General features: G+C 71.8%; 2 protein-coding genes. One reads left to right on the top strand and one right to left on the bottom strand.

The window, feature by feature from the left end; translation table 11 throughout:
• Nucleotides 1-56: 56 nt before the first annotated feature.
• Nucleotides 57-1,802: a cyclic peptide export ABC transporter gene (locus tag H0X90_RS29205; RefSeq protein WP_006499077.1), complete on the bottom strand. Its 1,746-nt coding sequence runs from the start codon at nt 1,800-1,802 to the stop codon at nt 57-59.
• Between the two features lie 274 nt (nt 1,803-2,076).
• Between H0X90_RS29205 and H0X90_RS29200 the strand changes: the two genes are divergently transcribed.
• Complete coding sequence (locus tag H0X90_RS29200) at nt 2,077-11,745, top strand: non-ribosomal peptide synthetase (RefSeq protein ID WP_077190862.1); 9,669 nt, start codon at nt 2,077-2,079, stop codon at nt 11,743-11,745.
• Nucleotides 11,746-11,753: the final 8 nt, after the last annotated feature.

Genomic DNA, 11,753 nt, shown 5'->3' with positions numbered 1-11,753 from the left:
CGCCGGCACACTGCCACTGCAGCGTGCCGGCGATTTTTTCATCGACTGTCGTCGTGTTACGCGCTCAGCGCATCGACGCCATCCTGCGCACGCAGGCGCGCCGGTTGCGTGTCGCTGACGATGCGCCCGTTGTCGAGCTTCAGCAGACGGTCGGCGAGATCGAAGTAGCGGTCGTCGTGCGTGATCACGATCACGGCCTTGCCGCGCGCGCGCAGCTCCGGCAGCAATTGTTCATAGAACACCGCCTTGAACGACGGGTCCTGGTCGGCCGCCCATTCGTCGAACAGGTAGAACGGACGATCTTCCAGGTACGCGACGACGAGCGCGAGCCGCTTGCGCTGCCCGGTCGACAGCGCGCGCGTCGAGAACGCGCCGTCGACCACCTTCACCTTGTGATCGAGCGCGAGTTTCGCGACGAGCGCGTTCGCTCGCGCATCGGCCTGCGCACGCGACGGATCGTCGGGATCGACGATGCCGAGCAGCGCATCGAACAGGTGGAAATCGTTGAACACCGCGCTGAAGCGCTGCCGGTAGGCCGCGCGCTCGCGCCAGCCGATCGTGCGGCCGTCGACCTCGATCGTGCCTTGCTCGGGCTCGTAGAGCCCCGTCAGCACCTTCGCGAGCGTGGTCTTGCCGCTGCCGTTGCCGCCGACGATGAACACGAGCTCGCCCGGCTTGATCGTCAGGTCGATCGGCCCGATGCTGAACATCCGTTCGTCGCGTTCGTGGAAGTACGCGTGCGTGACGCCGCGCAGCGTGACGGCGCCGGCCGGCGGCACGTCGGGCGCATCGGCCGCGGGCGGCACCGTGCGCAGCGCGCCGAACTCGGCCATCACGCCTTCGATCCGCGTGAGCGACACGCGCGCCGCGTTGACGGTCGGCAGGTTGTTCAGCAGGCCGTCGAGCGGCACCAGCATGAACAGGAACACGACGACGTAGCCGGCGGCCGCGGCCGGGTCGGCATGCACGCCGAGCTGCGGCCAGAACGACGCGACGCCGAGGAACACGTAGAACAGGAAGATGATCCAGCCGACCCCGACCGCATACGCGCTGAACGCGCGGCGGCGGTGGTCGCGCACTTCGCCGATCGCGGCGCCGAGCTGGCCGTCGACGAACTGGCGGGCGCGCGCATCGTGCAGCTTCAGCTCCTTCGCGCCGGAGAACAGCGAGCCGAGATAGCCGAACAGGCGGTCCTGCGCGTGGCCGGCGGCTTCGAGCGACGCGATCGCGCGGCGGTCGCCGGTGTGATAGCCGAGCGAGCCGGCGATGATCGCGGCCAGCGCCAGCAGGCACACGGGCCACGACAGCCACGCCAGATAGCCGAGGCAGCCGAACACGATCGAGCCGTGCATGACCAGGTTCGGCAGCGCGAAGAACAGCATCGACACGTTGGTCGCGTCGTCGGTCAGCACCGACTGCACGGGCGCGGCGCCGATCCGCTCGATGTCGCGCAATTCGGCCGCGCCGACGCGCCGCGCCAGATGCACGCGCAGCCGCGCCATCGTGTCCTGCGACAGGCGGGCGAACAGCGTGCCCGACACGATCCGCGTGACGAGCGCGATCACCGCGCACAGCGCGAAGCGCCACGCGAGCGACGCATCGGCGGCGCCCGGTTGCGACAGCGCGCGGTTCAGCGTCGCGACGAGCAGCACGCTCGCGACGCCGTTCAGCACGCAGGCGGTGAGCGCCAGCGTGAGCGACACACGGCTTTCGCGCAGCAGCGCAAGGATCAGGCGCGCCGCGGGGCGGCCGGGGGAAGCGTCGAGGGACGGCGGGGAAGAAGGCTCGTGGGCGGCTGTCATCGGCAACGTCGGTAAAGGGAAGGCAGGCAATCAAGCGGAAACGGCAAATCTGACGCGAAAGCGGCGGGCGGGGGGCGCGCCCCATTCCCGGCTTTCCTCCCTGATAGACGAACGGGCCGCGCAAATATTTAGCCCCATCGTCAAAAAAAGCCGCCGCACGCACTTTGCACGCAAAACGGTAAAAAATCGGCCGCGCCGTTCGTCACACCAGTGAAGCCGCCCCAAGCGGCCCCGAGACTTGGCCGAAGCGGCCGGACCGAAGGACTTCACGCACATGACGAGTTTCCCGACTGCGCTGCATCACCGAATCCGCGAACTGGCGCGCCTCGCGCCCGACGCACCCGCCATCGCGGTGCCTTTCCAGAACGACCTGCGCCTGTCGCGCGGTGCGCTCGACGCACGTGCATCGCAGCTCGCGCGGCAACTGCGCGCGGCCGGTGTCGGCGCCGAAGTGCGGGTCGGCGTGTGCGTCGAGCGTTCGGGCGAACTGTTCGTCGCGCTGCTGGCCGTGCTGAAGGCGGGCGGCGTATTCGTGCCGCTCGATCCGCGCCATCCGGCCGCGCGCCTCGACTGGATCGTGCAGGATGCGCAACTGCGGCACGGCATCGTCGACACCGCCGGCCGCGCGGCGCTCGGCACGCCGTTCGAACACGCGTTCGACGCGACCGCCGACGCATCGGGCGTCGCGCAGGATCACGCGTTCGATGACGACACCGTGGCCGTGCACCCGCGTTCGGCCGCCTACATGATCTACACGTCGGGCTCGACCGGCACGCCGAAGGCGGTGGTCGTCGAGCACGGGCCGCTCGCCGCGCACTGCGACGCGCTTGCCGCCGCGCTGCCGATCGAGGCCGGCGACCGTCTGCTGCATTTCGCGTCGGTCAACTTCGACGCCGCGCACGAATGCTGGCTCGCGCCGCTCGCGGTCGGCGCCGGCATCGTCGTCGCGCCGCCGCAGCCGTTCGCGCCGGTCGACGCGCATGCGCTGATGGTGCGCGAAGCAGTCAACGTCGCCGCGTTTCCGCCTGCGTACCTGCGTGAATTCGCGGCCGTCGCCGCGCGCGACGGCGTGCCGCCGGCATTGCGCGTGCTCGCGTTCGGCGGCGAGGCGCTGCCGCAGCAGGCATTCGAATTCGTGCGCCGCACGTTCCCGGCCGTGCGCCTGATCAACGGTTACGGGCCGACCGAGGCCGTGATCTCGCCGATGCTGTGGCCGGTCGAGCCGGGCGAGACGCCGGTGCTGGCCGCGGACGACGCGTATGCGTCGTTGCCGATCGGTAGCGTGATCGGCCCGCGGGTCGCACGCATCGATGGCGCGGCAGCCGATGGCGTGGGCGAGCTGCTGCTCGGCGGTGTGTGCGTCGCCCGCGGTTATCACGGCCGCCCGGCGCTCACGGCCGAACGTTTCGTTCCCGATGCGGACGGTGAGCCCGGCGCGCGCGTTTATCGCACCGGCGACCTCGCACGCTTGCGCGACGACGGCGCATACGATTATCTGGGCCGCCTCGACGATCAGGTCCAGGTGCGCGGCGTACGCGTGGAGCCGGCGGAAATCGCCGCGTGCCTGCGCTCGCACCCGGCCGTGGCGGACGCGGCCGTCATCGCCGATACCGCCAACGGGCCGACGCGGCTGATCGCATGCGTCGCGCTGCGCGCGGCGGCCGACGATGCCGCGTTGAAGGCGCACGTGGCCGCGCAGTTGCCGGCTGCGTGGCAGCCGCACCGGTTCGTGCGTTGCGATGCGCTGCCGTACACGCTGAACGGCAAGCTCGACCGTGCCGCGCTGCGCGAGCGGATTGCCGCCGCGCGCGATACGACGCAAGCCGCCGGCGATGCGCCGCGCACGCCGACCGAACGGCAGATCGCCGGTCTCTGGCAAACGCTGCTGGGCCTCGACGTCATGCCGTCGCGCGACGATCGTTTCTTCGCGCTGGGCGCCGATTCGCTCGCCACGATGCAGTTGCAGGCCGCGATTCGTGCGGCCGTTCGTGTGAATCTGCGGCTCGATACGCTGTTCGCCGATCCGGCGCTCGCCGAGCTGGCCGACACGGTCGACCGTGCGGAACGCGAGACCGGCGAACCGCTCGCCACGATTACCGCGCGCCGTGCGCCGGCCGCCGTGGCCGCGCCGTACGTCGATCGTGCGGCATCGCTCGCGCAGCAACGTTTCTGGGTGCTCGCGCAAACGCGCGACGCAAGCGCCGCGTATCACATCGCCGCACACTGGACGATCGACGGCGTGCTCGACCGCGACGCGCTGCAGCGCGCGCTCGATCACGTGATCGGCCGTCACGAAGCGTGGCGCACGACGCTCGTCGACAACGACGACGGCGTCGTGATGCAGCGGATTCATGCGCATCTGCCGGTGTCGATCGCCACGGTCGACCTGCGCGATCAACCGCCGGCCGCCCGCGACGCGCACGCCGCGCGTCTGGCCGAGCGCGATGCGGCCGAGCCGTTCGACCTCGCACGCGGCCCGCTGCTGCGCGCGACGCTGGTCGTGCTCGCCGACGACCGTCACCGGCTGCTGCTGACCGCGCATCACGCGATCACCGACGGCTGGAGCTCGCGCTGCGCGTTCGACGAACTGTCGGCCGCGTATTGCGCGTATGCCGAAGGGCGCGAGCCGTCGCTGCCCGATCTGCCGATCCAGTACGCCGACTACGCGGACTGGCAGCGCGACATGCTGGCCGGCGGCGAGGGCGAGCGTCAGCTCGACTACTGGCGCGGCGCGTTGCGCGACGTGCCGGGCCCCCTCGCGTTGCCGGTCGACCGCCAGCCGGGCGCCACGCGCACGCTGCAGGGCGCCCGCGTGTCGGTGCGCCTGCCCGATGCGGTCGCGGCCGACGTGCGGCAACTCGCACGGGACGCCCAGGCGACCGTCTTCACGGTGCTGCTGGCCGCGCTCGACGCGTGGCTGTCGCGCCTGACCGGTGAAACGGACGTCGTCGTCGCGGTGCCGGTCGCGCATCGCCAGCGCCCCGAAACGCGTGCATTGCTGGGTCTGTTCCTGAATACGGTCGCGCTGCGGGTACGCGTGGCGCCGACGCTGCCGTTCCGCGCGCTCGTCGACGCGGCGCGCACCGCGGCGCTCGATGCGGTCGCGCACCAGGACGTGCCGTTCGAGCGCGTCGTCGATGCGGTGAAGCCGCCCGTCAAGCGCGGCGACGAATGGTTGCGCGTGAAATTCGCGCAGCAGTTCGACGCACGGCACGACAGCGTGCTGCCGCGCGCCACGGCGGTCGCGACGCCGGGGCCCGATCTCGCCGCGCGCTTCGACTTCGCGCTGGATTTCACCGACGATGCGAACGGGATCGAACTGGTCGCGGCCTATGCGACCGACTGCATCGATGCCGATACCGCGCGTGCGTGGCTCGACAGCTATGCGGCGCTCGTCGGCGCGGCCGCGCACGCTCCGCAGCATACGACGGCCGCGCTGCCGTGCGATGCGTCGGCTGCATCGCGCCAGCCGCGCGACGGTCGCGCGCTGCGTATCGAGCATGCCGACATCGTCGCCGCATTCGCGCGGCAGGCGGCTGCCTATCCGCATCGCGTCGCGCTGTCGGACGCATCGACTTCGCTGACGTTCGCGGAACTCGACGACGCATCGAACCGCATCGCGCGGGCACTGGCGCAACGCGGCGTGGCCGCCGAAGCGGCCGTCGTGGTCTGCATCGAGCGCTCGACACGGTTCGTCGTCGGCCTGCTCGGCGCGCTGAAAGCCGGCGCGCTCGCCGTGCTGCTCGATCCCGCCCAACCCGCCGCGCGTCTCGCCGCGGCTGCCGCCGACTGCGGCGCGCGCTGGGCGCTCGTCGCGGAACCGGCCGCGTGGCCGGCCGGCATCGACGCGCAGCCGCTCGACGTCGACGCGCTCGCGCAGGACGCGACGCTCGCTCATGCGGCCGGCGTGCGCGTTGCGCCGCACCCGGAGCAGGGTGCATACCTGATCTATACGTCCGGCTCGACCGGCACGCCGAAGGGCGTCGTCGTATCGCATGGCGCGCTGGCCGACTATGTGCAGGGGATGCTCGACGAACTCGCGTTCGCGCCCGATGCGTCGTTTGCAATGGTGTCGACGGTCGCGGCCGATCTCGGCCACACGACGCTGTTCGGCGCATTGTGCGCGGGCCGTACGCTCCATCTGCTGCCGGCCGCTTGCGCATTCGATCCGGACCTGTTCGCCGACGAAATGCGCCGCCGTGAAGTCGGCGTGCTGAAGATCGTGCCGAGCCATCTGCAGGCGTTGCTCGACGCGCGCGTGCCGGCCGACGTGCTGCCGCGCCACGCGCTCGTGACGGGCGGCGAAACGCTCACGTGGGCGCTCGTCGCGCGCCTGGCCGCGCTCGCGCCGGCGTGCCGCGTGATCAACCATTACGGGCCGACCGAAGCGACGGTCGGCGCGCTCGCGTGCGACACGGCGTCGATTGCCGCCGACGCGCGCGATCCCGCGAGCGGCGTGCCGCTCGGGCTGCCGCTGCCGAATGCGCGCGCGCTGGTGCTCGACGCGTTCGGCGCGTGCGTGCCGGCCGGCGCGACGGGCGAGCTGTATCTGGGCGGGCCGGGCGTCGCGCGCGGCTACCTCGGACGGCCGGCGCAAACCGCCGAGCGCTTCGTGCCCGATCCGTTCACGCCCGGCGCACGGCTGTATCGCACGGGCGATCGCGTACGGCTGCGTACGGACGGACGCCTCGCGTTCCTCGGCCGGATCGACGATCAGGTGAAGATCCGCGGCTACCGCGTCGAGCCGGGCGAGGTGAGTGCGGCCGTGCGTGCGGCCGGCCCGATCGCGCAGGCCGAAACGCTCGCGATCGAGCACGATGGCCGCCTGCGGCTCGCGACCTTCGTCGTGATGCGCGACGGCGCGGCATTCGACGAAGCCGCGGTGCGCGCCGCGCTCGCCGCGAAGCTGCCCGACTACATGGTGCCCGCGCAGTTCGTCGCACTGGCGCGCCTGCCGGTGACCGCGAACGGCAAGATCGATCGCGCGGCGTTGCGCGAACTCGCAGCCGTGCCGGTTGTAGTCGCATCCAGCGATGCGCCGCAGGGCGCGGTCGAAACGGTGCTCGCCGACGTCTGGCAGGCCGTGCTGAAGGCGCCGAAGGTCGGACGCGACGACAACTTCTTCGAACTCGGCGGCGATTCGATCCTCGTGCTGCAGGTGATCGCCCGTGCGCGCAAGCGCGGCGTGCGCTTCACGCCGAAGCAACTGTTCGACGGGCCGACCGTCGCCGAACTCGCGCGCGTGGCGAAAACCGACGACACGGCCGTTGCCGCGCAGCCGGCGAGCGCGGTTCCGACCGCGACTGCGGCTGCCACGGCCTCGCCGGCTGCCGCCGCGATCCTGACGCCCGCGCAGCAGCGCTTCTTCGCGCTCGATATGCCGCACCGCGGCCACTGGAACCAGTCGGTGTCGTTCGATGTGCGGGGCGCGTTCGATGCAGACGCATTCGCCCGCGCATTCGACGCGGTGCTCACGCATCACGATGCATTCCGCCAGCGCTTCGCACGCGGCGCCGACGGCACGTGGCACGCGAGCGATGCGGCGAAACCGTACGATGCGCTGCCGTTCATGGAAGTCGCCGCACGCGACGAAGCCGACGCGCTGGCACGCTTCGACGCGCTGCAGCGCCGTCTCGACCTCGGCAACGGGCCGCTCGCGTGCGCGTGCGCGGCACGGCTGCCGGACGGTTCGACCCGGCTTTATCTCGCGATTCACCACGCGATCGTCGATGGCGTGTCGTGGCGCATCCTGCTCGACGACCTGGACAGCGCCTATCGCGCCGCATGCGAGCGCACGCCGGTTCGCCTGTCGCAGCCGGGCCTGCGCGCGGACGCCTGGGCCGCACGGCTCGCCCGCGCGGCGACGGAACCGGCGTCGCCGTTCGCGGCCGAAGCCGCCTACTGGGCCGGCATGGCTCAGGGCGACGACATCGTGGCCGATCACCCCGACGCGGTGGCGACGAACGCCGATGCGGCCGTCGTCGTGCAGACGATCGACGCGGCATTGACGCGCGCCGCGCTGACCGACGCGCACGCGGCCTATCGCACGCAGGCGATCGAGCTGCTCGGCGCGGCGCTCGCGCTGGCGCTGGCCGGTGCACGCGGCGCCGCATCGTGCCGGGTCGAACTGGAAGGACACGGCCGCGAAGCGCTGTTCGACGATGCGGACGCCAGCCGCACGATCGGCTGGCTGACGAGCCATTACCCGGTGACGCTGCCGGTCGCAGCGACGGCCCGCGACACGCTGTGCGCGGTCAAGGACACGCTGCGCGCGGTGCCGCACAAGGGGCTCGGCTTCGGCGTGCTCGCACACTATGGCGATGCAGCCACGCGCGCGGCGCTGGCCGCCGTGCCGCGCCCGCGCGTCACGTTCAACTATCTCGGCCAGTTCGACGCGCCGCGCGATGCGACGCTCGTGCCGCGCTTCGGCGGCACGGGCATCGAGCGCGATCCCCGAGGGCCGCTCGGCAACACGCTCGCGATCCATGCGTACCTCGACACGGACGGCGACGGCGCGCGCACGCTGAAGGTCCATTGGGTCTACGGTGCGCCGCAATTCGAACGCGCGACGATCGACGCATTCGCCGAACGCTTCGCGGCCGCGCTGCGCGAACTCGTCGACGCCTGCGCGTCACGCGTCGCGCATCGCGGCGCCGGCGCGACGCCGGGCGATTTCCCGCTCGCGCAGGCCGCCGGCCTCACGCAGGGCGCGATCGAACGCGCGCCGCTCGACTGGCGCACGATCGACGACGTGTATCCGCTGTCGCCGATGCAGCAGGGCATCCTGTTCCATGCGCTGTTCGCGCCCGGCCACGCGAGCTACGTGAACCAGCTCGTCGCGACCGCGACGGCGCTCGACGCCGATCGGCTCGCGGCCGCGTTCGACGCGTCCATCGCGCGTCACGACATCCTGCGCACGAGCGTGATGCCGGACGAAGCCGCGCCGCTGCAGTGCGTGCATCGTCACGCGCGCATGCCGGTCGAACAGCTCGACTGGCGCACGCGCGGCGACACGCTCGACGCCGATTTCGACGCCTGGCTCGCGGCCGACCGCACGCGCGGCTTCGACTGGCGCGAGCCGCCGCTGATGCGGCTCACGCTGATCCGCGTGACGGACGACGCGTGGCGGGTCGTCTGGACGCGTCACCACGTATTGCTCGACGGCTGGAGCACCGCGCGCCTGCTCGCCGACGTGCTGCGCGACTATCGCGACCCGGACGCCGTGTCGCCGTTCGCGAGCCGTCCGGCATTGCGCTATCGCGATTTCATCGCATGGCTCGGCACGCGTGACCGCGATGCCGACGAGCGCTTCTGGACCGGGCGCCTGGCACGGCTCGACGCACCGACGCTGATCGCGGAACGCACGGCCGACCGCGCGGAAGCCGAGATGGTCACGTGGCGCGCGACGCTCGATGCCGACACGATGACGCGCGTCGCGCAGACCGCCCGCGCGCTGAAGCTGACCGTCAACACGCTGGTGCAGGGCGCGTGGGCGCTCGCGCTGCAACGGATGACGCACCAGCCGGCCGTCGCGTTCGGCGCGACCGTCGCGGGCCGTCCCGATGCGCTCGCGGACGTCGATTCGGTGCTCGGTCTTTTCATCAACACGCTGCCGGTCATCACCGCGCCGGCGCCGCAGCAACGTGCGGCCGACTGGCTGCACACGCTGCAGCGCGAGAACGCGGCCGCCGCCGAACACGCGCACACGCCGCTCGCCGACATCCAGCGCTGGGCGCGCGGGTCGGGCGGCGCACTGTTCGACACGCTGGTCGTGTTCGAGAACTATCCGGTCGACGAGTCGGTGCGCGACGCCGATCCGCGCGCGCTGGCGTTGAGCGGCGTGCGCAGCATCGAAGCGACCGATTTCGCGCTGACGCTCGTAATCGAGAGCGGCGCCGAACTGACGATCGACTACGGGTACGACACCGCACGTGTCGATGCGCGTCAAGTCGAGACCTGGCATCGCGCGTTTGCCTGCGCGCTCGATGCGCTGGCCCGTACGCCGGACGCGCGGCTCGGCACGCTGTCGATCGCCGATGAGGCGACCCGCGACGCGCTGGTACGTGCGCAGGACACCGCGCGGACCTGGCCGCCCGGGCAACGGCAGCCGCTGCACCTGCAATTCGTCGATGCGGCACGCGCGACGCCCGACGCGATCGCACTCGAGTACGCGGACACTCACGGCCGCGTGCAGCGCGCGACCTATCGCGAACTCGACGCCGCCACGTCGCGCATCGCGGCCGCGCTGCGCCGGCGCGGCGTGCGGCCCGACACACCGGTCGCGCTGTGCGTCGAGCGCTCGTTCGACATGGTGATGGCGCTCGTCGGCGTGCTGAAGGCCGGCGCCGCGTACCTGCCGGTCGATCCCGACTATCCGGCCGAGCGCATCGCATACCTGCTGCGCGACGCGCGGCCGGCCGTCGCGATCACGCAGGCGCATCTGCGCGAGCAGGTCGAGGCCGCGCTGGGCGAGGGCGCCGACACGCAGTTGCTGACGGTCGCGGATCTGCTGGCCGACGAAGCGGACGATGTCGCCGATGAAACCGCGGCGATCGACGACGCGCAGCTCGCGTACCTGATCTACACGTCCGGCTCGACCGGCAAGCCGAAGGGCGCAGGCAACACGCACGGCGCGCTCGCGAACCGGATCGCGTGGATGCAGCATGCGTACCGGCTGACGCGCGACGACGTCGTGCTGCACAAGACGCCGTTCGGCTTCGACGTGTCGGTGTGGGAATTCGTGTGGCCGCTCGCGATCGGCGCGAAGCTCGCGATCGCCGCGCCCGGCGACCACCGCGATCCGGCGCGTCTGGCCGCCGCGATCCACGCGCACGGCGTGACGGTGCTGCATTTCGTGCCGTCGATGCTCGCCGCGTTCGCCGCGCATCTCGACGATTTCTCGGCCGCCGCGCAATGCGACAGCGTGCGCCTGATCGTCGCGAGCGGGGAGGCGCTGGCGCCCGAGCTCGTCGCGAAGATGGCGCGCCTGTTGCCGAACGCGACGCTCGTGAACCTGTACGGGCCGACCGAGGCCGCGATCGACGTGTCGCACTGGACCTGCGGGCCCGACGACGCGCAAGCGGTCGCGGTGCCGATCGGCCATCCGATCGCGAACCTGCAACTGCACGTGCTGGATGCCGCGTGGCAGCCGGTGCCGGCCGGCGCGACCGGCGAACTGTATCTCGCGGGCGCGGGCCTCGCGCGCGGCTATCTCGGCCGTCCCGCGCTGACCGCCGAGCGGTTCGTACCCGATCCGTTCGTGCCGGGCGCCCGCATGTACCGCACCGGCGACCTCGCGCGCCAGCGCGCGGACGGCGCGCTCGACTACCTCGGCCGGGTCGACACGCAGGTGAAGCTGCGCGGCCAGCGGATCGAGCCGGGCGAGATCGAGGCGCTGCTGCGCGCGGCGCCGGGCGTCAACGATGCGGTCGTGATCGTGCGCGACGAGCAACTGATCGGCTATGTCGCCCGCGGCGAGGCCGGCCCGCTCGACCGTGCGGCGCTGCTCGACGCGCTGCGCGCGCAACTGCCGGCGTACATGGTGCCGTCGCAGCTGATCGAGCTCGACGCATTGCCGGTCACGCCGAACGGCAAGTGCGATCGCCATGCGCTACCCGCGCCGGTGCGTGAAGCGGCCGACGCCGTCGAACTCGCGACCGACACCGAGCGCGCGCTCGCCGACATCTGGCAACGCGTGCTGCACGTGGACGCGATCGGCCGCGACGGCGATTTCTTCCTGCTCGGCGGCCATTCGCTGCTCGCGACGCAGGCCCACGCGCAGGCCAACCTGCACTGGGGCCTGGCGCTGCCGCTGCGCACGCTGTTCGACACGCGCACGCTGGCGCGCTGCGCGGAAGCGATCGACGCGGCCTGCGCGGCACGCGGCGCGACCGATGCGGCGAGCGCGATCGACGCGCTGCTCGGCGAACTGGAAACCCAATAAGGACGACG

The sequence above is a fragment of the Burkholderia sp. 9775_39 genome (assembly GCF_015712225.1).
Taxonomy (GTDB): domain Bacteria; phylum Pseudomonadota; class Gammaproteobacteria; order Burkholderiales; family Burkholderiaceae; genus Burkholderia; species Burkholderia cenocepacia.
Note: the sequence above shows the minus strand (reverse complement) of the source record. Positions and strands in the feature narration are given on the sequence as shown.